Annotated in this window: 17 protein-coding genes; 14 read left to right on the forward strand and 3 right to left on the reverse strand. The window is 45.7% G+C overall.

Annotated features, from left to right (window positions below; genetic code table 11):
* Nucleotides 1-9: 9 nt before the first annotated feature.
* The 7 genes from V7Q13_RS10545 to V7Q13_RS10575 all read left to right on the forward strand — a co-directional run bounded on the left by V7Q13_RS10545 (nucleotide 10) and on the right by V7Q13_RS10575 (nucleotide 12,508).
* Nucleotides 10-1,446: a fasciclin domain-containing protein gene (locus V7Q13_RS10545; protein ID WP_333800646.1), complete on the forward strand. Its 1,437-nt coding sequence runs from the start codon at nucleotides 10-12 to the stop codon at nucleotides 1,444-1,446.
* Nucleotides 1,447-1,503: 57 nt separating this feature from the next.
* Nucleotides 1,504-4,665 (forward strand): SusC/RagA family TonB-linked outer membrane protein, encoded by a 3,162-nt coding sequence (locus tag V7Q13_RS10550; protein WP_333800647.1) that lies wholly within the window; start codon nucleotides 1,504-1,506, stop codon nucleotides 4,663-4,665.
* Between the two features lie 28 nt (nucleotides 4,666-4,693).
* Nucleotides 4,694-6,451 carry a RagB/SusD family protein gene (locus V7Q13_RS10555; protein WP_333800648.1) on the forward strand — a complete coding sequence of 586 codons (1,758 nt, stop codon included), beginning with the start codon at nucleotides 4,694-4,696 and terminating at the stop codon, nucleotides 6,449-6,451.
* A 75-nt stretch (nucleotides 6,452-6,526) separates the two neighbouring features.
* The gene (locus V7Q13_RS10560; protein WP_333800649.1) at nucleotides 6,527-7,528 is read left to right on the forward strand and encodes a family 43 glycosylhydrolase; all 1,002 of its coding nucleotides are present in this window, start codon (nucleotides 6,527-6,529) and stop codon (nucleotides 7,526-7,528) included.
* 4 nt (nucleotides 7,529-7,532) lie between these two features.
* Nucleotides 7,533-9,407, forward strand: coding sequence for a rhamnogalacturonan lyase (locus V7Q13_RS10565; protein WP_333800650.1), 1,875 nt, complete (start codon nucleotides 7,533-7,535; stop codon nucleotides 9,405-9,407).
* Between the two features lie 151 nt (nucleotides 9,408-9,558).
* Nucleotides 9,559-10,356, forward strand: a complete 798-nt coding sequence (locus V7Q13_RS10570; RefSeq protein WP_333800651.1) for a rhamnogalacturonan acetylesterase — start codon at nucleotides 9,559-9,561, stop codon at nucleotides 10,354-10,356.
* A gap of 19 nt (nucleotides 10,357-10,375) precedes the next feature.
* Entirely contained in the window at nucleotides 10,376-12,508 is a 2,133-nt protein-coding gene (locus tag V7Q13_RS10575) for a hypothetical protein (protein WP_333800652.1), read from the forward strand.
* A gap of 1 nt (nucleotide 12,509) precedes the next feature.
* On the opposite strand, the gene V7Q13_RS10580 is transcribed toward V7Q13_RS10575, so the two are convergent.
* The 3 genes from V7Q13_RS10580 to V7Q13_RS10590 are packed head-to-tail and all read right to left on the reverse strand — an operon-like array spanning nucleotide 12,510 to nucleotide 15,198.
* Nucleotides 12,510-13,487 (reverse strand): PmoA family protein, encoded by a 978-nt coding sequence (locus tag V7Q13_RS10580; RefSeq protein WP_333800653.1) that lies wholly within the window; start codon nucleotides 13,485-13,487, stop codon nucleotides 12,510-12,512.
* Nucleotides 13,472-14,140 carry a DUF6250 domain-containing protein gene (locus V7Q13_RS10585; RefSeq protein ID WP_333800654.1) on the reverse strand — a complete coding sequence of 223 codons (669 nt, stop codon included), beginning with the start codon at nucleotides 14,138-14,140 and terminating at the stop codon, nucleotides 13,472-13,474. The genes V7Q13_RS10580 and V7Q13_RS10585 overlap by 16 nt, the downstream gene beginning before the upstream one ends.
* A gap of 26 nt (nucleotides 14,141-14,166) precedes the next feature.
* The gene (locus V7Q13_RS10590; protein WP_333800655.1) at nucleotides 14,167-15,198 is read right to left on the reverse strand and encodes a GntR family transcriptional regulator; all 1,032 of its coding nucleotides are present in this window, start codon (nucleotides 15,196-15,198) and stop codon (nucleotides 14,167-14,169) included.
* A gap of 191 nt (nucleotides 15,199-15,389) precedes the next feature.
* On the opposite strand from V7Q13_RS10590, the gene rhaT reads away from it, so the two are divergent.
* The 7 genes from rhaT (at nucleotide 15,390) to V7Q13_RS10625 (ending at nucleotide 23,916) form a co-directional block, all read left to right on the forward strand.
* On the forward strand, nucleotides 15,390-16,484 hold the full coding sequence (gene rhaT / locus V7Q13_RS10595; protein ID WP_333800656.1) for an L-rhamnose/proton symporter RhaT: 1,095 nt from the start codon (nucleotides 15,390-15,392) through the stop codon (nucleotides 16,482-16,484).
* 26 nt (nucleotides 16,485-16,510) lie between these two features.
* Nucleotides 16,511-18,631 (forward strand): bifunctional aldolase/short-chain dehydrogenase, encoded by a 2,121-nt coding sequence (locus tag V7Q13_RS10600; protein WP_333800657.1) that lies wholly within the window; start codon nucleotides 16,511-16,513, stop codon nucleotides 18,629-18,631.
* A 95-nt stretch (nucleotides 18,632-18,726) separates the two neighbouring features.
* Nucleotides 18,727-19,041 carry an L-rhamnose mutarotase gene (gene rhaM / locus V7Q13_RS10605; protein WP_333800658.1) on the forward strand — a complete coding sequence of 105 codons (315 nt, stop codon included), beginning with the start codon at nucleotides 18,727-18,729 and terminating at the stop codon, nucleotides 19,039-19,041.
* Between the two features lie 65 nt (nucleotides 19,042-19,106).
* On the forward strand, nucleotides 19,107-20,381 hold the full coding sequence (locus V7Q13_RS10610; RefSeq protein WP_333800659.1) for a sugar isomerase: 1,275 nt from the start codon (nucleotides 19,107-19,109) through the stop codon (nucleotides 20,379-20,381).
* 39 nt (nucleotides 20,382-20,420) lie between these two features.
* A complete protein-coding gene (locus V7Q13_RS10615) occupies nucleotides 20,421-21,794 on the forward strand; it encodes an FGGY-family carbohydrate kinase (RefSeq protein ID WP_333800660.1) in 1,374 nt (457 codons plus the stop codon).
* Between the two features lie 88 nt (nucleotides 21,795-21,882).
* On the forward strand, nucleotides 21,883-23,181 hold the full coding sequence (locus V7Q13_RS10620; protein ID WP_333800661.1) for a class II aldolase/adducin family protein: 1,299 nt from the start codon (nucleotides 21,883-21,885) through the stop codon (nucleotides 23,179-23,181).
* 3 nt (nucleotides 23,182-23,184) lie between these two features.
* Entirely contained in the window at nucleotides 23,185-23,916 is a 732-nt protein-coding gene (locus tag V7Q13_RS10625; RefSeq protein WP_333800662.1) for a (Fe-S)-binding protein, read from the forward strand.
* Nucleotides 23,917-23,932 lie beyond the last annotated feature (16 nt).

Genomic DNA, 23,932 nt, shown 5'->3' on the forward strand with positions numbered 1-23,932 from the left:
AGAACAACAATGATGAAATTTCGAATATATCAATGGCTGCTGATAGCAACATTGGCTGTAACTATTGGTTGTAAAAAAGATTGGGACCAGCACAATACGGTGTCTGATGTCAATAGCGGTAAAAGTTTGAAAACGCTCATGAGTGGCATCAACAACCTGAGCAAGTTTGAACAACTGTTGGCCCAATCATCGTATGCTAATATTCTGGGCTCTTCAAAAAGCTTCACAGTATTTGCGCCTACCAATGAGGCATTAATAGCACTTGATCCAACTATCACGAATGATACCTCACGGTTAAATAAATTTCTGGCAAATCATATTGCTGATTTGCGTTTCCTTACTACCGATGCAACAGACACGCTTCGTGTATTAATGCTGAATGGTAAGTACAATAACTTCTTCGGAAAAAAAGTAGAGGAGGCTAACATTACAACAGCTGATGTGGTGGGTAGCAATGGCGTTATTCATGTGATAGACAAGATGGTGCCCAATAGACTTAATATCTGGGAAATTATTTCAACTACCAATGAAATTCCAGCGTTGCAACAAGCCTTGTTGCTCAAGCTAAATTACCAAGGGTTCGATCCTTCCAAAGCCGAGCAAACAGGTGTAGACCCCATGACAGGGTTGCCGGTATATAAGCCCGGTACAGGTATTGTTCCTCGCAACAAATACTGGGATAGAGTGTATGACTTGCGCAACGAAAAAAATCAATACACATTTTTCGCTATTGCAGATGATGCGTACACCACACAGCTCAATACGTACAAACCATTTTTTGTAACGGGCAATGCCGATAGCACTAACGACTTGGCGGGCTATACGATTGTAAAAGATTTTACTATGCCCGGTTTGTATACGCAAGCACAACTCCCAGATACTTTGCTGTCTAAGTTTGGTGTGAAGGTGCCGGTAAACAAAGCCAATATTGTAAAAACAGTAAAGGCAAGCAACGGTATCGTTTATGTACTGAGTAATTTATCCATTGCACCGGTAAATAAGTTTATGCCCATTGTACTGGAGGGCGAAAACTATTCAGGCAGCAGTCACGATCGTCGTTCCAATACCTTCTTTCGTGATCGTATTAATAGTACCACAGGCTTGCCTTACCGCGATGTATTGGTGAGTGGCCACGGGGTTGCATTATTCAATTTGCGCTATCGGTTATCCGAAATGCCTTCTATGAAATTCAAAGCATACTGGGTAGCAGTCAATGATTTTCAAACAGCTACTTTCACACAGCGCCTTGCGCCTGGTGTTGCTACTAGTACAGTATTTCCATACACAACAGTAGCTGTCAACAATCAAACTGAAGTGTTGATTGGCGAGTTTACCATTGCTAGTTTTCAGCAGGTGTACGATATCTTTTTGGTAGGGGCAAACAGTACAACTGCAGCGGCAAATCCGGTGGTGTGTGATTATATAAAACTGGTGCCATCATTATAACAGCAAGCCAACCTCGTAGAATACAATTGTGAACGTAGTTTTTAATACATAAGTGAAATGCGTAAGTTTTTAACCACCTCATTGCTGGCACTAAGTTGCTGCATGGCACAGGCTCAAAGCCAGGGCAATGCAAAAGCAGATTCCGTAAAAACGGCACCTCAGAGTGTACTGGTTACTGGTATCATAAAAGATGCTGCTACAGGCAAACCTGCCGCCGGTGTTCGGGTTTCTGTGGCTGGCTTTTCCGCCGACATTACAGACAATGATGGTAGCTTTTCAGTAAAAGTGCCCGACTTGCAGGCACAGCTAGTGGTTGCAGGAGAAGGTTATCAAACCCGCTTGGTTCCATTGAAGGGCAGAAAGAAACTTTCTGTCGATTTGCATTCCGAGTCAATAGAATCGGTGTATGAAAATATCAATATGCCGGGAGGTAATCCAATGCGCAGTGAAGTGAGTGCAGCCGCTGCACAGGTAAATACGAACGGTACATGGGATCAGCCGTTGGAAATACCTGATGCTTTGCTGCAAGGTCGTGTGTCAGGACTCAATGCTGTTCGCCGTAGCGGTGCGCCAGGTGCAGGAGCCAATTTATTTTTGCGTGGTTTCAATTCTTTGTACGGCACTAATAAGCCGTTGTTGATTGTAGACAACATGATTTATGATTACAACGATTATGGCGAATCCATCATTGCCAATAACTACACCAATCCCTTAGCGTTCATCGAAGCAAAAGACATTGCCAACGTTACAGTACTCAAAGATGCATCTTCTGTTTATGGTACCAAAGGTGCAAATGGTGCCATAATTATTACTACCAGCCGGGCCAAGCAGCAGGCTACAAAAATCGACTTTGGTATGTATGCTGGTGCTAATGCTGCTCCCACTGCTTTGCCGGTATTGAATGCTACAGAATACCGTAGCTATTTGGCAGACATGTTGCAAAGCAAAGGCTTGAGCAGTGCCGCTGTAGCAGCCATGCCTTTTATGATTGATGATAAATCGCATCCTGAATATTATGCAACACACAACAATACCAATTGGCAAAAGAAAGTGCTGCAAAACAGCATCAACCAAAACTACTTTTTGAAAGTAACAGGTGGTGATAACATTGCAACGTATGCCCTGAGCATGGGTTTTATGGATAATAAAGGCATCATAAAAGGAACTGATATGAAACGGTATAACACCCGTTTCAATGCGGAGATGAATTTTTCTCAACGCTTCTCTGGTTCGGCTAATTTGTCTTTTACTTACAATGAGCAAAACCTGAAAGATCAGGGCATTGCTAACAATACAAACCCTTTATTTCTGGCGCTTACAAAAGCACCTTTTTACACAGACCGTGAGGTAAATGCAGTGGGAGACGTTTCTCCCAACCCTGCTGATGTAGATGCTTTGGGTATTGGTAACCCAACTGCATTAATTGATTTGATGCAGGGCTACAATAAATATTATCGCTTCTATGGTTCCTTTGGTTTTAAGTATCAAATCAGTAATAAAGTATCAGCCAGTACATTGTTTGGTGTTACTTATGATAAGGTTCGGGAAAATATTTTCATACCCAGAAAAGGGGTGAAAGACGATACTACGAGCAATGCCATTTTGGAAAGTAGACTTGGGGCACAAGTAAAAAGACTATTTACATTGTATACCGACAGCCGTATTTCGTTCGATAATAAAAACACCAAAAATAACCTGAAGCTTAACCTCGGCTTGCGGTATCAAAATAATTCAGCCGAGCAAGACATTGCCCGTACGTTTAACAGTGCTACCGATGAATTGGTAAGTGTTCAAAATGGTGTAAGTCTGTTGCGCCAGGTGGGCGGTAGTGTAGGCGAGTGGAACTGGATGAATATTTATGCGAATGCTGAGTACAACTATCGTCAACGGTTTTTCTTGTCGTTGAATGCGGCTATGGATGCATCATCTCGTTTTGGCAAGCAAGCCACTGAAGGAATCATGATTAATGACATTCCATTTGCAGTAATGCCATCTGTAACAGCAGCATGGTTGTTGTCGTCAGAAAAGTTTATGGCCAATTCGGCTATTTCATTGCTGCGTTTGCGGGCCAGCTGGAGCAAAACCGGTAATGATGATATTGGTAATTATAGCAGCCGTCAAACATATACTGTGCAAAGTTTGCTGGGCATGCAAGGTTTGGTAAGAACCGGTATTGGCAATCCTGCTTTGCAATGGGAGAATGTACAACGCACCAACTTGGGTGTAGATGTAGGATTACTCAACGACAGGCTACAACTTTTTGCGGATGTATGGCAAAACAAAACCACCAAAATGCTGGTGTATGAGCAATTGCCTACTACCGCAGGCATGCGTTCGGTACTCACGAATAACGGTGCTATGCAAACCCGTGGCATTGACCTCTCTGTAAATTTCAGGGCCATAAATAAGGCACACCTGAAATGGGATATTGGCTTTAATGCAACAACCTACAAAAACAAGGTAACCACCGTGCCTGGAGGAAGTTTTGAAACAAGTTTTGCTGGTGCAGATATCATAACCAAGGAAGGCGCTGCTGCCAATCAGTTTTTTGGCTTGCAGGCAAATGGTGTGTATGCTACCGATGCTGCTGCAGCAACTGCCGGTTTGCAGAGAAGAATGGCTGATGGTTCGCTTCGTCCATTTACCGGAGGCGATGTGATATACACTGACCTGAATGCGGATAAGATTATTGATGCGAATGACCGGATTGTAATTGGCAACCCCAATGCTTCATGGATTGGTGGTTTTTCAAATCGACTTTCGTGGAAGCGTTTCACTGTAGAAGCGTTGTTTACATTCAGTGCGGGCAATGATGTGTATAATTATTTGCGTCATCAACTGGAATCGATGAATGGCACCAACAATCAGCTGCAAAGTGCCAACAACCGCTGGAAAAGCAATGGCCAAATCACCAACATGCCAAAAGCTACCTATGGCGATCCAATGGGTAATGCCGATTTCAGTAGCCGATGGATTGAAAATGGTGCTTACCTGAGATTGCGTACACTGAGTATTGCATACAATATACCTATGAGTGGTAAGGGCATGGTGAAGGATATGAACGTATATCTGAATGGTAACAACCTGCTCACATTTACGAAGTATCTCGGCTACGATCCTGAGTTTAGTGCCAACCCGAGTGTTTTTGCACAAGGTATCGACACGGGCCTTACGCCTCAGTTCGCCAGTGCTATGTTTGGCCTCAAACTTGGTTTGTAATTAATTGACAGCAAAAAAGAAATCTGAAATGAAAGCGTTTAAAATATCCTGTCATTCAATTGTACTGTTGGCTTTGCTGCTGGCAGGTGCTGTTGGTTGTAAAAAAACATTCGACAAAGAACCTCAGCAAGTACTGGATGAAGTGAACATGTACCGCGATGTATATGATGCTGATGCCGCCATTATAGGCTTGTATGGAAAGTTTGTAAGCTTGGCCGACAAATACGTTTTGTTGAATGAGTTGAGAGGTGATATGCTTAACTATACCGATAATGCAGATATGTATCTGCGTCAGCTAAGTTCGCACAATGTAACTGCCGATAATCCTTACACTAATCCACGTCCGTTTTATGAGCTCATTCTGAATTGCAACGATGTGCTGAAGAATTTTCAGCTCATGAAGAGAGATAACAAAATGAAAGAGGCAGAGTATAATCAGCGGTATAGTGATGTTGGTGCCCTTCGTTCATTTTTGTATTTACAGTTAGGTATACACTATGGTAAAGTGCCTTATGTAACCAGTGCTTTAGCTACTGTAGATGAAGTAAAAAACAAAGCAAACTTTCCTGAGCTCACGTTTGATGCGCTGATTGATAGCTTGATTCTTTTTACAGAAGCCTTGCCATTTAAAGATCCTTATCCCGCAGGTACTACGTTGAATATTACATCTGATGGATATCAGACGGCTAAATTTTACGTGAATAAAAAATGCTTGTTGGGCGATTTGTATTTGTGGAAAGGAAACTACACTGCAGCAGCTACTAAGTACCGTGAAGTGATGGAAACATCAACCAATGGTACGCAAGGTGCCCGATACTATATGCAATACAAATTGGGTTGGAATGGTAGTGCAGAAGATCACTACATCTCTTACTCAAGAGCTGGCGATGCAACTAGCCTGGTGTGGGAACCACAATGGCGACACATGTTCCAGCGTGGACAAGATAACGGATTCGATTACGAATGGATTTGGGTATTGCCTTTCGATAGTAAGTTTCAACCAGAGAATCCATTGATTAAATTATTCTCTCCGGTAGGTGGCGATTATCTGGTGAAGCCTTCCAAACAAGCCATGGATTATTGGAGCAATACTCCACAGCGTCCTATTTCTGGTCAAACTGGTTTCTTGCCTTATGATGCCCGTGGTATTTTTTCTTGGAGAGAAATTGGCGGAAAGCCTGTGGTGATGAAATACCTCTACAACTACATCAACTATGCGACCAATACAGCCGTTAACCCGTTGCAAAAAAATGGCAAATGGTTTTTATATCGGCAGACGCACTTGCATTTACGTTTTGCCGAAGCAGCCAACCGTGCTGGCAAACACAAGATTGCCTATGCATTGTTCAACTCCGGTTTTGCTGCAGCCTTTCCGCCGCCATCTGGCGTAACGGATGTTACACTATACCACAACACTTTGTGGGAACCCTATCCGTTCAACTTTGATGCCCGTAACAGTGGTGGTACCGGTGTGCCTTATTATCGTGCCGATTGGTACCGTAACCTTGGTATTCGTGGTCGTGCCAACGTACAGGATTATACGATCAACGGTACAGATAGTTTATTGCAAATAGAAGATGGCTTGATACAAGAAGCTGCTTTGGAAAACGGTTTTGAAGGAACTCGTTGGGCAGACTTGTTACGGATAGCATTACGTAGAAACGATCCTGCATTTCTGGCAGATAAAATCTATCAAAAAATGCTGAAAGATGGCACTCCGGATGCTGCTGGTACAAGAGCAAGGTTGATGGATAAAAACAACTGGTACCTTCCTTTTAAATTATAGTAGTTTTTGTTGATACAGATAAATAGGGCTATGAATGGTATAACATTCCATAGCCTTATTTTTTTAGTAACCATCATGAAAAAGATTACACTCATTGTATTTGTTGTATGCGCTGCGCTGGGCGGGTGCAAATCGTTGTATACCACTACCGCTTCTGCACCAAAGCCATTGTACAGAGACAGTTTGTATGACGGCGCTGCAGACCCTGTAATTGTTTGGAATAAGCAACAGCAAACATGGTATATGTTTTACACCAACCGAAGGGCCAATCAACCTCAGCTGGATGGCGTAACCTGGGTGCATGGCACCCGCATTGGAATAGCCACCAGTAAAGACGGTGCCAACTGGAAATACCTTGACACTGCTGATATTCAATATCGTCCGGTAGCTGATTACACGCATTGGGCACCGGAGGTGATGGAGCACAATGGTCTTTACCATATGTACCTCACTTACGTGCCGGGTGTGTTTACCGACTGGAAGCATCCCAGAGATATTGTACATCTAACGAGCACAGATTTGCGCCACTGGAAATTTGAATCGGTGGTAAAGCTGGCCAGCGAAAGAGTGATTGATGCTTGTGTAATAGCCCGGCCCGGTGGCGGATGGCGAATGTGGTACAACAATGAGCTGGATAAAAAAAGTATTTACTATGCCGACAGCGACGACTTGTATCATTGGACAGACAAAGGCAAAGCGGTGGGCGATAGAGGTGGTGAGGGCCCCAAAGTTTTTTACTGGAAAGAATATTACTGGATGCTGGTAGACAATTGGGCCGGCATGAGTTTGTACCGCAGTAAAGATGTAACACAATGGGAAAAACAACCGGAGCGAATTTTAGAACAGCCCGGTACTGGTGCAGAAGATGGAGCCATTGGTGGCCATGCAGATGTATTGGTAAATGGTGACCGTGCCTATGTGTACTACTTTATTCATCCGGGAAAAAATCATCCGACAGACGGATATGAAAAGCGAAGAAGTCTAATTCAGGTAGCCGAGTTATCGCTTACCAACGGATGGATTACTTGCGATAGAAACGCACCTGCGAAAATTCAATTATCTGTTTCAAAAAAATAATGCCATGCAAAAATTAACTCACACTTTCATGTTGTTGTTGTGTTTGCTGCTGGCAAAAAAACACCAGGCACAACGCATTGCTGAAAAGCTTGACCGTGCAGTAAGTGCCGTGCCCATGCCCGATGGAAAAGTATTTGTAAGCTGGCGCTGGATGCTGGAAGATGCAACCGTAGAAGGCTTTAACGTGTACAAAGCAACAGGCAAGGGAAAAGCGAAAAAATTGAATACCACATTGGTAACTGCTACAACAGGATTTGTAGATGAACAAGCAGACTCCACACAAACACAAAACTATTTTGTAAAAGCCGTTTCGAAAGGAAAAGAGGCTCAGGCATCTGCAGCTTTTACCTTGCCTGCAAAAGCGCAACCGTATTTCTCTATTCCGTTACAAACGCCGCAAGGCTACACCCCCAACGATGGTAGCGTCGCCGATTTGGATGGCGATGGTGTGTATGAAATTATTCTGCACCAAACAGGCCGGGCCAAAGACAACTCACAAGCGGGTATTACAGATCCGCCAATTATTCAGGCATTTAAAATGGATGGCACTTTGTTGTGGAGCATTAATCTCGGTAAAAACATTCGGGAGGGTGCACACTACACACAATTTATGGTGTACGATTTGGATGGCGATGGCAAAGCCGAAGTGACCATGAAAACTGCTGATGGCAGTATGGATGGCAAAGGCAATATCATTGGCGATTCATCAAAAGACTGGCGCAATGAACGGGGTTATATTTTAGCCGGCCCCGAATTCTTATCGGTTTTTAATGGTTTGACTGGCGAAGTAATACACACGGTTGATTATATTCCTGCAAGACATCCTTCCAACGCTCAACCAACCGAGCAAGAGTTGAAAGCTGTTTGGGGAGATGGATACGGGAATCGCATGGATCGTTTTTTGGCAGCAGTTGCTTACCTCGATGGTAAGCATCCGAGTGTGATTATGTGTCGGGGTTATTACACAAGAACAGTAATTGCTGCATGGGATTTCAGCAATAAAAAACTGCAATCTCGTTGGGTGTTTGATACTGATAACGGCATGAAAAACTTTGCCGGACAGGGCAACCACAATCTTACAGTAACCGATGTAGACAATGATGGTAAAGATGAAATTGTATATGGTGCTATGACTGTGGATGATGACGGTAAAGGTTTGTACACAACAGGCATTGGCCATGGCGATGCATTGCATGTAAGCGATCTCGATCCATCACGTCCGGGGCTGGAAGTGTTTCACATTCAGGAACGTTTTGGTGATGCCGGCGCAAATCTGCGGGATGCAAAAACGGGTGAAATTATTTGGAAGAAAGCCTCTGTAAAAGCTGGTGAAGATGGCGAAGGCCCGGGCCGTGGTTTGGCAATAGATATGGACCCTCGCTATGAAGGTGCAGAGTGTTGGGTGGCAGGTGCTGGTATCACAGGTGTGTTCGATATTAAGGGCAATAAAATTGCTGACAGAGCACCTGCTTGCAACATGGGCATGTTTTGGGATGGCGATGCCTACAGCGAAATATTGAATGGCACAAGCATCGAACGATGGGACACTGCCAGCAATAAAGCCGTCCGCATATTTGATGCTCGTCAATACAATTGCGTTAGTAACAATGGCACCAAGGCAAACCCCGTTTTAAGTGCAGATATATGGGGCGATTGGCGGGAAGAATTGATATATCGAACTGCTGACAATAATGAGCTACGCATTTTTTCAACACCCATTCCAACGCCACATAAACTCACTACATTTTTGCAAGACCGTCAGTATCGATTGAGCATTGTTTGGCAAAATGTGGCCTACAACCAACCGCCACACACCAGCTTTTCTGTGGCAGAAAAAGTAAAAGCTTTGGCTTCAAATACTACACTTGCAAATAAGTAACTGCCATTGTTAAGCGTAAGCTGAAACAGCAATCATCATCCTCAAGAAATGCGTGTTGGTGCTTTAGGAAAAGAACTACAATCGTTGCGGAAGTCATTAGACTGATGCACAACACAGCAGAATCATTTACAGAGGATTTAAAAAAGACAATATGATACAACGACGCAATTTTATCTGGAGAACAACCTTGTTGCTGGCAACGGCTATAGTACTACAAGCTTTTTGGGTACAAACAGAACGCAAGCCTGTGTTGTACATCATTGGCGACTCTACCGTTCGCAATGGAGATGGTACAGGAAAAAATAAACAGTGGGGTTGGGGTACGGTGCTGCATCCATACTTCGATACAACCCGTATTCAAATACAGAACCATGCCATTGGTGGCCGTAGCAGCCGCACATTCATGACAGAAGGCCGGTGGGATCGCATCATGAATAATTTACAACCTGGCGATTTTGTCATCATGCAGTTTGGCCACAACGATGCCGGCCCCCTGGATGATACTTCCCGTGCCCGTGGTACGATACGTGGCATTGGTGATGAAGAACAGGAGATTTACAATCCCATACGGAAAGTGCAGGAAGTGGTGCACACTTACGGTTGGTACATGCGTAAATACGTGACCGATGCTAAAGCAAAAGGCGCTACCGCTATTGTGTGCTCGCCAGTGCCACGCAACAATTGGCAGCAAGGAAAAATCCGTCGCTCCAACCAGGATTATGGTTTGTGGGCCAAACAAATTGCTGAGCAAAATGGTGCTTACTTTATTGACCTGAACGAATTGGTAGCCGCTGCTTATGAAAAGATGGATACAGCTACTGTCAATACTTTATTCTTTGGTGATCATACCCACACCAGTTTGCCGGGTGCTGAGTTGAATGCAGCCAAAGTAGCTGCTGGTATCAAAGCGTTGCCGAAGATGCCCTTGCAAGCATTTCTGAAACCATAATCACTTCAGTCATCATTTTATGAAGCGTCATCGTCATGTGTGGGTAATGATTGGTTGCTGTTTGTTGTCGCTGATGGCAGTAGCACAACCCATCAACCGGAAAGCGGTTGTCAGCAGGCACAATGTGCAGGTGTCGTCATTCGATTCATTGCAATCGCTGACGGTTGGTAATGGCGCTTTTGCTTTTACCGTGGATGCTACCGGATTGCAAACATTTCCGCAACGCTATCAAAAAGGCGTGCCACTGGGTACACAAAGCGAATGGGGCTGGCATAGTTTTTCCAACGAACAGCAATACCGGTTCGAAGAATCATTGCGGGAGTACAATTTGCATGGCAGAAAAGTGAGCTATGGTGTACAAATAAAAGAGCCCATTCGCAACAAACAAGCTGGCGATTATTTTCGGCAAAATCCACATCGGTTGCACTTAGGTCACCTGGGTTTTGAACTCATCAAAAAAGATGGCAGCATTGCCACGTCCGCAGATTTACGCAACATAAAGCAGACGCTCCACTTGTGGACAGGCATTATACACAGCAGCTTTGAATTGGAGGGTGTGCCCGTGTATGTTCAAACCATGAGTCATCAGGAAAAGGATGCCATTGCGGTGCAGGTAACTTCCGCATTGATACACCAAAAACGACTTCGTTTCATTTTGTCATTTCCTTATCCAACGGGTGAATGGGCCGATGGCGGTGCTGTTTACCAGCACAACGATAAACACCGCAGCGAGTTGATTCAAAGCAGCAATCAGCAGGCGGTTTGGCAGCATCAATTGGATAGCACCCGCTATTTTGCGCAAGCCACTTTTGCAGGCAAGGCAATAGTCAATAATACAGCACCACATCATTTTTCTATCTCACCCACCGATGGCGCCACATTTGGCATGTCGTTGGAATTTGCACAGGCATTACCCACATCAGTCTGCAAATGGCATGAAGTACAAGCTAGTAGTACCAAGGGCTGGCAGGTATTTTGGCAAAGCGGTGGTGCTGTAGATTTTGGCAATAGTAAAGATCCACGGGCATTTGAAATAGAACGTAGGGTAGTGTTGTCGCAATACCTTACCAAAGTACAGTGTGCCGGCAATTTTCCGCCACAAGAAACCGGTCTGACTTACAATAGTTGGTTTGGAAAACCACATTTGGAAATGCATTGGTGGCATGGTGTTCACTTTGCTTTGTGGGGCCGGCCTGAGTTGCTGGAAAAGAGCATGCAGTGGTACCGGACCGTGTATGATGAAGCAAAAGCCATTGCTGTTCGTCAGGGGTATGAAGGCGTACGTTGGCAGAAAATGGTTGATCATGCAGGCAATGAAAGTCCATCTTCTGTAGGCGCATTTCTCATTTGGCAACAACCACATTTTATCACGTTTGCAGAGTTGTTGTACAAAAGCAAAAATGATAAAGCCGTACTCAAACGCTATAGCGATTTGGTTTTTGCCACTGCCGATTTCATGGCCAGCTATGCGTGGTACGATAGCAGCAAGGGTCGGTATATTTTAGGCCCGGGATTAATACCTGCACAAGAACGTTTTGAAGCTGTACAAACTTTCAACCCCACCTATGAATTGCATTACTGGCATTGGGCATTGACCACGGCACAGGCATGGCGGGTTCGCTTGGGTTTGCCACGTCATACAAAATGGGATGATGTGCTCCATAAATTGTCGCCGCTGCCCGTGCAGGATAGCATTTACCTCGCTACAGAAAGTGCTCCGGATAGCTACACAAATCCACGCTATTTAACCGATCATCCGGCGGTATATGGTACACTCGGTATGTTGCCCGCCAGCAGCATGCTGAACAAAGAAACCATGCGCCGCACATTCAATCATGTTTGGAACGTATGGACATGGGACGATACCTGGGGCTGGGATTTTCCAATGGCGGCTATGACGGCTACACGACTGAACATGCCCGATAAAGCGGTAGATGCATTGCTCATGCCCATTCGTACAAATCGATACTTACCCAATGGCCACAATTATCAGGATGAAAGACTACGCTTGTACCTGCCGGGCAATGGTGGAGTACTTACGGCCGTAGCATTGATGCTGGCTGGCTTTGAGGGCAATACCGAAACTCAACCCGGCATTCCTAAAAATGCCAATTGGCAAGTAAAATGGGAAGGGTTACAGCCTTTCTTCTAAGCTATTGACGGCTAAAATCTTTTTCCAATTGCTCCACGGTAGCTTTGTGTAGGGGCGTAGTACCTGTTGCTATCACGAGCCTGTATTGCAGTTGTAAACTTTGCCCTTGTTGTAATCTGGTTGAGTATGCAGGTTTGCCGGCATCAAAACTTTTTTGCGCCAGCGAATTGATGGCAAACAAACCATAACCTCTGGCATGCCAGTATGCAGGGTAGTGTGCATTTTTGGGATGATCTATAATCACCACGCTGATAGATTGCTGCTGTACTTGTCCGTGCAGCATTACCCAATTGGCCCGCTTGCCCCATACTTCGTGGCCTGTAAATTCGGATGAAGAAAGGTAGTTGCCATTGGCGCCGGATTGTTCACCTTTCCACGGCATTTGTAATTCGCGGCGAAGCCTTATGCCAAAGGTTCCATCTTTTACATCGCCAAAGGTTACGGGCTTGAGTGCTGTAAGTTTTGTTGTCCAGTCGATGATGTAGTAGTTGGCTTGTTTGCTGAAATGCAAGGTCGTTGTATCTAATAAAATGGCTTGTTGGTGATTGTCTTTCCAACGGGCATGAAATTGCAATATGGCTGCTGCGCCTTTTGTTTGCGACAACAGATTATCTACCACAATGCTGCCCAGTTTCCCTTTGCGGTCGGCAGCAGGCCAGGGAGAGTTGTTCCAAAAGTCGCTGCCATTTACATCTTCATAGGTAAACCACACACCTACCTGATGCGGATGGTCTGTAGTATCGTTTGGCAAGGGCATCAACGGATAGCCACGGCTGATGAGTACTTGGTTTGGTGCAAATATGCGATGCAGATAGGGGCGACGCAATGTATCATCGAACCAAAACTGCGCTACACTATCGCGGCCAAACTGAATATTGTAACGTTTGTTGTTGGCATGTTGCTGTATGCTGAACGTTTGTGCATGGCTTGCACAGCAACTGATGCTCAACAATGCAGTGGCAATTATTTTGGCAACCATATATTGAAATTAGTGATCCATTGATGTGATTTGGTGCTGCGTATGCCAAACAGCCCGTACCGCAACGGTTGTGCATCGGTATAGCTGAACCACAATTGATCATTCACCCACAATTGTGTAAGCGGTGGTTGTACAAGCAACGTACAATGATACACGGTGTTGGGTTGTAGCAGGTAGTTGGGTTGTGTATATTCTTGCAACAGTAAGCGGTTACCACTGCCATCGTATTTTCTGAAACGGGTAGTGCTGTTGTAATTGCCGCCAATGCCGGCGTAATACAACCGCCAACGGTCGTAGCCTTCCAGTTTACCACTGGGGTTGGCTGTATCGGTTGGTGTGGCTTGCCAAAACAGATTCACATCACTGAGGCGATAGTTGGCACCGGATGTATCTGAAGGAAAGCCACGGTCAAAACTGATGATGTAAGAGTGGGGCAATGATTTTTTTAACCATAGCGTTACACCATCTGCACAGTCGAGCCACAGCGTATCCTGCTGCGTAAATACACGATTGTGACTATTGCGTAGTATGTCTGCCTGCCACAGGTTGCTGTCTAAGCTATTGCCAAAAGATATGGCTGCTACAAGTTTGCCTTTTGCCGGCTGTGCTGCAGCGGTTAGTGCAACTGTAATACTTGCCAGCAGTATAACCATGAAGCGCCACAGCATAGTTGAACAACTTACAGCGATTGGCGCAGGGTGAGGTAAAACGGATTGTGTACATGCTGGCGGTTGTGATTTAAAATCATTTGCGCAGCGGTTTCGCCCATCTTCTGAAAATCGGTTGAAATGGTCGTGATGCCATTAAGAATGATTTTCTTCAACGGCGTTTCGTTGTATGAAATCACACCCACTTCTTTGCCCAGCTTTAGTTTCTTTTCCATAATGCGTTCGATGAGTGTCACCAAATCATTTTCCATGAGGTTAATGAACACATCACCTTTTTCTATAGCTTCTTCTTCTATATGGTGTACTACTTTGTAGTTAAATGCATACTGCCGGCAAAACATCGTAAAGCCACGGATAATTTCTCTCGGGTGATAAGAATCTTCCGGAAAAATGAGCTTGATAGTTTGGTATTTTTCCAACTGTGGCAAGGCCTGCTCCAGTGTGGCTTGCAGGTCTTTATCAAATTGTTCGTACACGGCACCGTAGTCGCCGGTAAAACCGGGCAGCAACTTGTCCATTAAAATGAGTTTGTCTTTGGGCAACACACTCAGCACTTCAGCCGTATTGTCTTCGCCATCGGTATAGTGGGGCACTATTACAAAATGGGTATAATCTTCTTTGCGGTTGTAAATGAGTTTTTTGAACAGCGAAAAATCATTGTTGTAGATGTACAGATCAATCAATGCTTTTGCTGGCAATGATTGGCTGAAGGCATCGTAAATAATTTTCTTATGAAAACTCAACTTGTTGAAGAGCAGAAAAATCTTCAACTCCTGGTCTACTTCTGTACACTTAATAAAATAGCCTTTGCCAGGTACAGAGCCCAGCACTCCGAGTGCCTTTAAATGTTTGTAGCCTTTTTCGGCTGTGTCTCTCGATATCTCGAATTCAAAACTCAACTCGTTGATCGAAGGCAGCGGGTCGTCTTTTTTAATCTTGCCTTCATTGATGGCATTAATGATACAATTGGCCAGCTGCAAATACTTGGGCGTAGCAGAATAGTAATCAAAATGCAGGTACTGATAAATGACCGGTTTTTTCATAGGCGGTACATGAATAGAATCGTTAATGGGCAACTTAAATGCGAAGCGTAAAGGTAGGCAAAGCCAGCCTACCGAAAAGAATGGAACTACGCAAACGCTATCATGACAGTGCATGATAGGCCATTTTGTACAAGTGTTTATTTTGACATCAGATTGATTGATTGGCCATTTGTAAAAAAGCGATTGTTCTCATGCAGGTTTTTCTAGGTGTTTTATTTCATTTTTTAGGCGGCTTTGCGTCGGGTAGTTTTTACATACCGTTTAAGCGGGTGAAAGGCTGGGCGTGGGAGAGTTTCTGGATTGTTGGCGGCTTGTTTAGCTGGCTCATTGTGCCACCTATTGCTGCGTATTTAACCATTCCAGATTTTTCAGACATCATTGCACAGGCCGATAGTTCGGTGCTGGGCTATACCTATTTCTTTGGCATACTCTGGGGCATTGGCGGCCTTACCTATGGTTTGGGTGTTCGCTACCTTGGAGTGTCGTTGGGAAGCAGCGTTATCCTTGGTTTGTGTATGGTTTTTGGTTCGCTCATTCCTTCCATTTACTACGACCTGTTTCCTGCCGAAGGCAAAGACACATTCAGTATGATGCTTGCAGAAAGTTGGGGACAAACCGTGTTGGCGGGTTTGCTGCTTTGTGTGATTGGTATCATTGTAAGTGGCAAGGCCGGTACCATGAAAGAAAAACAACTACAGGCCGAAGCTACCGACCCGCATGGCATGGAAGTAAAAACGGAATACAAGTTTGGCCTTGGCATGTTTGTGGCCATTGTATCTGGTGTGCTCAGTGCCTGTTTCAATTTTGGTATTGAAGCAGGAAAGCCCATGGCCGATGTAGCCAACGCAGCATGGAAAGCCGCCAACCCCAACGAAACCGGAAACTTTCTCTACCTCAACAACGTGATTTACGTAGTGCTGCTGTGGGGCGGACTCACCACCAATTTTATTTGGTGCATGGCCCTCAATGCCCGCAACAAAACTTTTGGCAACTACACCGATACCAAAACACCATTGCTGCGCAATTTTCTTTTTTCAGCATTGGCAGGTACCACTTGGTTTTTACAATTTTTCTTTTATGGCATGGGCGAAAGCAAAATGGGCAACGGTGCCAGCTCATGGATTTTGCACATGGCCTTCATCATCCTCATTGCCAATACATGGGGCTTGGTGCTGAAAGAATGGAAAGGCGTCAACAAAAAAACATTTGCTACAGTAATAGCCGGTATCCTCATCATCATTGCATCTGTACTGGTGGTGGGCTGGGGTAATAGCATGAAACCATAATCTAGTTTTTTCGAAACACATTGAATATGTCAACAGTTACAACTGAATTTAAACACGTAAGCTACCTGTGGGATGAAGCCAAAGCGGCCAGCATGGAAGGCGATGAAGTAGCATTACTCATTTACCGTTCCAATATGCTGGGGGCCGATTTGCGCCTCACCAACTATGGCGGTGGCAACACCTCTTGCAAGGCCATGGCCAAAGATCCTCTCACCGGTACCGAAACCGAAGTGATGTGGGTAAAGGGTAGTGGTGGCGATATTGGTACCCTCAAAAAGAGTGGTTTGGCAGCGCTGTATGTAGACCGTTTGCGCAGCCTGCAAAACATATACACTGGTTTGGAAATGGAAGATGAAATGGTCGGCCTTTTCAACCATTGCATTTACGATCTCGATAGCAAAGCGCCTTCTATTGATACACCGCTGCACGGCTTTCTGCCATTCAAGCATATCGATCACCTGCATCCCGATGCAGCCATTGCCATAGCTGCTGCAAAAGATGGAGAGCAAATCACGCAGGAATTATTTGGCGGCAGCATTGGTTGGGTACCATGGCAGCGTCCCGGTTTCGATTTGGGCTTGCAGTTGAAAGCCTGCCTCGATGCCAACCCCGGCATCCGCGGTATCATGCTGGGTTCGCATGGTTTGTTTACCTGGGGCGATACTGCTTACGAATGTTACATCAATACATTGGAAGTGGTAGAGCGTTGTGCAGAATACATTGAGTCGAAAGTAGGACAAGATGCACCTGTGTTTGGTGGTCAGAAAATCGATTCATTGCCTGCGGAAAATAGCCAACAGCAAGCCGCTGCTATTGCACCCATTCTGCGTGGCTTTTGCAGCAGCTACCAAAAAATGATTGGTCATTTTACAGATGACGAAAGAGTGTTGCAATTCATCAACAGCAACGATCTGGATCGCCTGGCACCACTTGGTACCAGTTGCCCCGACCACTTCCTGCGTACCAAAATCAGTCCGCTGGTACTGGAGCTGTCGCCCGATGCCGACCTCACAGATGTAAAAAGTATTCAAGCTCAACTGGCGCCGGCTTTTGAAGCTTACCGCAACATGTATGCAGAGTATTACAATACCTGCAAGCATGCCAATAGTCCTGCCATGCGTGACCCCAATCCGGTGGTGATTCTCTATCCCGGCGTTGGTATGTTCACTTTTAGCAAAGACAAACAAACAGCCCGTGTAGCAGCAGAGTTTTACATCAATGCCATCAACGTGATGCGTGGTGCTGAAGCCATCAGCGAATACACGTCGTTGCCCCGTCAGGAAGCTTTTGATATTGAATACTGGTTGCTCGAAGAAGCCAAGTTGCAACGCATGCCCAAGCCCAAAGCATTGAGCGGACGTGTGGCCATGGTAACCGGCAGTGGTGGTGGTATTGGTAAAGCCATTGCCAAAAAATATGCGGAAGAAGGTGCCTGCGTAGTGCTGAACGACGTGAATGCAGAACGCCTTGAAGAAACCAGCAAAGAATTTCAAAAACTGTTTGGTAAAGATGTGGTGGCTGTTACCCTGCTTGATGTAACCAATGCTGCATCTGCAGCACAAGCCATGCAAAATGCGAGCCTTGCTTTTGGTGGTGTTGACATCATTGTCAACAATGCAGGCATCAGTATTTCAAGAGCCATTGCCGACCACAGCGAAGAAGAGTTTGATCGCCTCTACGATATTTTGGTAAAAGGTCAATTCCTCGTATCCAAAGCAGCATTAGCTATCATGCGGAAGCAAGGTTTTGGTGGCGATATTGTCAACATCGTTTCGAAGAATGCGGTGGTGGCAGGCCCCAACAATGCAGGCTATGGTACTGCCAAAGCAGGTCAGGCACACCTTACACGCTTGCTGGCTGCAGAGCTGGGCGGCGATAAGATTCGGGTAAACATGGTGAACCCTGATGCCGTCATTGCGGACAGCAATATTTGGGCTGGTGGTTGGGCTGAAGGTCGTGCCAAAGCGTATGGCATTACTGTAGAAGAATTGCCTGCATACTACGCCAAGCGTACGTTGCTCAACGAAGTGATTTTGCCCGAAGACATTGCCAATGCCTGCTTTGCATTGGTGGGCGGATTGCTCAACAAAAGCACGGGCAATGCCATCAATGTAGATGGTGGGGTGGCCATGGGCTTTTACAGATAAGAACAGAACTTTTTTTCATAAGCAAGCATCGATAGTTAACCGGGCTGGCGCTTTTGCCCGGCTCCCTTTAACTACCATTTAAACCGAAGAGTGTGATGGCAAGGAGAGCATTTAAGATGCAGTTGCATCCCGGACAGGAAGCAGAGTACAAACGCAGACACGATGAGATATGGCCAGAGCTGGCCGATTTGCTCAAGCAGGTTGGTGTAAGCAACTACAGCATTTTTCTTGATACAGAAACACGCACATTGTTTGGCGTTCTCGAAGCCAGCGACCCTGCAGCACTCGATGCATTGCCACAACAAGCTATTATGCAACGTTGGTGGGCTTACATGAAAGACATCATGCAAAGCAACCCCGACAATTCTCCCGTCAGCACTCCCTTGCCGGAAGTATTTTATCTTCCCTGATGCAAGCCCTTGCGGATGCACATCAGCCAGCCCGCTGATTCGATTCATTTTTTAAAACAACTATCATGCGTATCGCCGCCAACCACATAGCACAACACAACGAAAGCCTGCAGGCAAAACATCGGGCCCGCCTGCATGCAGTATTGCAAGAAACAGATCAGGCAGAAGCCATTATACAAAAACTGATGGCGTTCAATGTGGCCATTCCCAGTTGGGCCTTGGGCACTGGCGGCACCCGCTTTGGTCGTTTTGCAGGCGCCGGCGAGCCCCGCAATCTCGAAGAAAAAATTGAAGACGTAGGATTGCTGCATGCACTCAACAACAGCAGCGGTTCTATTTCATTGCATATTCCATGGGATATTCCAAAAGATTACACCGCCATTCGTGAACTGGCTGGCAGTTTTGGTTTGTCATTCGATGCTGTCAACTCCAACACTTTTCAGGATCAGCCGGGGCAACCACTCAGCTACAAGTTTGGCTCGTTGCAGCATGTCAACAAAGCCGTTCGGGAGCAAGCCATTGCACACAATATTGATGTGATTCAACATGGTGATGCGCTGGGCTCAAAAGCACTCACGGTTTGGTTGGCCGATGGTTCCAGTTTTCCGGGGCAACTCAATTTTCGCAATGCATTTGAAAACACGCTTGAAAGCCTCGAGGTGATTTACAAAGCATTGCCTTCCGATTGGAAAATGTTTGTAGAGTACAAAGCATTTGAACCCAATTTTTACAGCAGGACGGTTGGCGATTGGGGCCAAAGCCTGCTCTACGCCAACAAGCTGGGGCCGCAAGCCTACACGCTGGTTGATTTGGGACACCATTTACCCAATGCCAACATTGAACAAATTGTATCGCTGTTGTTGATGGAAGGCAAACTGGCCGGTTTCCATTTCAACGATTCGAAATATGGTGATGATGACCTGACAGTGGGCAGCATCAATCCGTATCAGTTATTCCTCATTTTTAAAGAACTGGTAGAAGGCATGGATGCCCGGGGCATGAACCACGCCACCGATTTAGGATGGATGATTGATGCCAGCCACAACCTGAAAGATCCGCTGGAAGATTTGCTGCAAAGTGTGGAAGCCATTATGCTGGCATATGCGCAGGCTTTGCTGGTAGATGCTGCTGCACTGAAAGTAGCACAGCTCAACAACGACGTAACGCAGGCACAGGAAATTTTGCAACAAGCCTATCGTACCGATGTGCGGCCGCTGGTAGCAGAAGCTCGTTTGCGGGCAGGTGCCGCATTGCAACCTTTGCAGCTGTATAGAAATGCAGGCGTACGGAAAGCATTGGTAGACGAACGTGGCAGCAACACAGTTGCTACCGGTTTGTAAGTTTTTGAATGAAGCCTTTCTTCAACAAGGCCGTGTACAATGAATCGACAACCTGTTATAGCAATACTGGACGTTGGTAAAACCAACAAAAAACTTTTTCTGATAGATGAAGGCTACAACATTGTAGCCGAGTATGCGCAACAGCTGGCAGAAGTAACCGACGAGGATGGTTTTCCTTGCGATGATTTGCCCAAGCTCCAGCAATTGCTGGGCGATTTTTTGCAGCAAATTATTCAGCTGACCGATTACGAGGTAAAAGCGGTGAACGTGTCGGCATACGGTGCCAGTTTTGTATACATCAATGCTGCTGGAGAGCCGGTCTTTCCGCTGTACAACTACCTGAAGCCATACAATCCTGTTTTGCAGCAACAATTTTACAATAGCTATGGTGGCGAAGTGGCTTTTTCCCGTTCGGCTGCATCACCTGTGTTGGGCAACCTCAATTCAGGCATGCAATTGTACCGGTTGAAATACGAACAGCCCGATCGGTTTGCACAAGTGCAATATGCGTTGCATTTACCTCAATACCTGGCGTATGCCATCAGCAAAGTGCCGGTGTCGGAAATGACCAGCATTGGCTGCCATACCAACCTGTGGAATTTTGATACTCAAACCTATCAGCAATGGGTGGCACAGGAAGGGATGCTTGAGAAATTGCCCGCTATCGTACCATCTGATGCCGTGTATACCTGTGATGTGCATTCGCATACCCTTGTTTGTGGCGTTGGTTTGCACGATAGTTCTGCCGCATTGATTCCTTACCTGGCTTGTGAGCAAGAACCATTTGTATTGTTGTCTACCGGCACTTGGTGTATTGCATTGAATCCCTTTAACGCATCACCGCTGACCGATGAGCAATTGCAGCATGATTGTTTGTGCTACCTCAGCTATCAGGGTAAGCCTGTAAAAGCCTCCCGCCTTTTTGCAGGGCATTTTCATGAGCAGGAAGCCAAACGCATTGCTGCTCATTTTGGCGAAGCCGATGATTTTTACAAACACATCAATGCTGACGACCATTTGCTGGAAGCATTACGCCAACGCATAGCACCAGCAAGCAATGACGTACTCAATAATGTAAGTGTTGCTGCATTTGCTCACCGGGAATTATCCTTGTTTGCTACTGCAACCGAAGCCTATCATCAATTGATGCTCGATATGGTAGCACAGCAAGTGCATGCACTACAATTTGTGTTGCGAGGCAGTGAGCCGGTTAGCAAATTGTTTGTTGATGGTGGCTTTAGCAACAATCCGCTGTTCATGCAGTTGTTGGCTAAAGCTTATCCGCAGGTGCAAGTGTATGCTTCGCAGGTGGCACAAGCTTCTGCCATTGGTGCGGCACTGGCCATTCACACACATTGGAACACACAACCCATTCCACACAATTTGTTGAAACTGACACATTATGACCACTGATTTTTTACCATAATTCTGCATGCTGCTATGTGTATCGTCGGCAGCATAGCAGCCTGTATCATCTTCATGCCGGCAACTCTTTTTTAATATGGACAACATTTTAAATACCAGCTGGCAACACCCCCGTGAACAAGTCGCCATGGTCATCAGCCGCATTTACCGCCGCGGATTGACAACAACTTCTGGTGGCAATATTTCGGTGATAGATGAGCAGGGTGATATTTGGGTAACGCCGTCCGGCATAGATAAAGGCTCGCTGACCATTGATGACATTGTGTGTGTAAAAGTGGATGGCAGCATTATTGGCCGTCACAAACCTTCTTCCGAATTTCCTTTTCATAAAGCTATTTACGAGGCAAGGCCCGATGTAAAAGCCATTATACATGCACATCCGCCGGCATTGGTGTCGTTTAGTATTGTGCGGCAAATTCCCAATACCAACATCATTTTGCAAGCCAGAAAAGTGTGTGGTCCTATTGGCTACGCCGATTACCGCCTGCCCGGAAGTGCGGCGTTGGGCGATGTGATTGCAGACGAATTCAAGAAAGGATTTTCCGCAGTGATAATGGAAAACCATGGCACCGTAGTAGGGGGCAGCGATTTGGCAGATGCCTTCCTGCGTTTTGAAACACTGGAGTTTAGTGCCCGCACCATTTTGTATGCCAGCATGGTGGGTACACCCAATTTTTTAACCAACGAGCAAATCAATGATTTTGATGACCATTTGGTGCAGCTCCCGGTGATGGAAAAAGCCGAACATCCGAGTGATGAACGGGCTATCCGTCATCAAATCTGCAACATTGTACGCAGGGCTTGCACACAAGGCCTCATGACGAGTTCTTACGGTACGGTTTCCGTTCGCTGGCGGGGCAATGATTTTTTGATTACACCAACCGACGTGCCTCGTTGGGATTTGCAAGCCAGCGATGTGGTACAAATAAAAGACGGTTGCGCCGAGCCGGGCAAAGTAGCCAGTCGCAGTGCGCTCATGCACCAAAAAATTTACGCAACACATCCGCACATCAACAGCATCATTCACACACAGTCTACGTACCTCATGGCATTTGCCAGCAGCAAAGCCAACTTCAATGTGCGGACGATTCCTGAAAGCTGGATTTTTTTGCAGGATGTACATAAGATTCCATTTGGACAACAATTTGGTGAATCAGAAGCCATCATAGGTCAGTTGTCAAAATCATGTCCGGCATTGCTGATTGAGAACGACTGCATATTGGTGACGGGCGACAAATTGCTGCAAACATTCGATTATCTTGAAGTAGCAGAGTTTAGTGCCAAGAGTTTGGTGCTGGCTGCATCGTTGGGAGAAATGGTACCCATTAGCGATGAACAGGTAGAAGATTTACGAAAAGCATTTATAAAAGAATAGCATATGCGGGTGGCCTTGTTTGTGCCTTGTTATGTAGATCAGTTTTATCCGCAGGTAGCTATCGCCACCATGCAGGTGTTAGAGAAATTGGGTTGTACTGTTGAGTTTCCGCCGAACCAAACCTGCTGCGGACAACCCATGGCCAACTCTGGTTTTGAAGACCAGCAAGCGGGCTGCAACCGGGTAATAGTGGATGCATTTCGTGGCTACGATTACATTGTTGGTCCGTCGGGTAGTTGCGTGTTGCACATCAAACAGCACTTGAACCATGAAGATGAAACAACTGCTGCACAAATACGCAGTCGTGTGTATGAGTTCACCGAGTTTTTAACGGATGTACTGAAGGTAAAAACCATTGACGCCAGATTTCCGCACAGGGTAGGTTTGCATCAAAGCTGCCATGGGCAACGCGGTTTGCATTTGTCGCAAATGAGTGAGTTGGTAGCGGAACCATTTTCAAAGCCAGAGCAACTCCTGCACATGGTAGAAGGATTGCAATTGGCCAGGCTTGACCGCAAAGATGAATGCTGTGGTTTTGGCGGTACCTTTTGTGTATTTGAAGAATCGGTGAGTGCCAAAATGGGCAAAGACAGAGTGGCCGATCATGAGCGGCAAGGTGTAGAAGTGATTACCGGTGCAGACATGAGTTGCCTCATGCATTTGGAAGGCATTTTGAAACGACAGCAAAGCCCCATTAAAGTGATGCACATTGCAGAAATATTGAATGGTGCCTGAGTAAAATTGAATAACT

The organism is Phnomibacter sp. (assembly GCF_036803085.1).
Taxonomy (GTDB): domain Bacteria; phylum Bacteroidota; class Bacteroidia; order Chitinophagales; family Chitinophagaceae; genus Phnomibacter.